Source organism: Achromobacter sp. ESBL13 (assembly GCF_036668755.1).
In the GTDB taxonomy this organism is placed as follows: domain Bacteria; phylum Pseudomonadota; class Gammaproteobacteria; order Burkholderiales; family Burkholderiaceae_B; genus Achromobacter.
Genome location: NZ_JAZEVT010000029.1, coordinates 1 through 296, shown reverse-complemented (window position 1 = coordinate 296; position 296 = coordinate 1). Strand labels below are relative to the sequence as shown.

Here is a 296-nt window from a genome sequence, read left to right as displayed (position 1 = left end):
TCTTTGACGGTGCTGTCCCTGGCCATCGCCGTGGGCTGCTCGGCGTTTGCGCTGTGGATCGTCTGCAAGGATGAACTGCCATGGCGGCGCCTGCTTAGCGGCGCGTTGCTGATGGGCGCCGGCATCGCCGCCATGCACTATCTGGGCATGGCGGCGATGCGCATGGCGCCCGGCATCGTTTACGACGCGAAGTGGTTTGCGCTGTCCATCGTGATCGCCGTGGCCGCCTCGGGCGCTGCCTTGTGGATCACCTATCGCCTGCGCCACGACGGCCCGCGCGTGGCGTTCTCGCGCCC

At 67.9% G+C, this 296-nt stretch carries 1 protein-coding gene; it reads left to right on the top strand.

All coding sequences use genetic code 11. The features are described from left to right. Nucleotides 1-296, top strand: a 296-nt coding sequence (locus V6F88_RS27850) for an MHYT domain-containing protein (RefSeq protein WP_332613529.1), incomplete at both ends; no start/stop codon positions are given.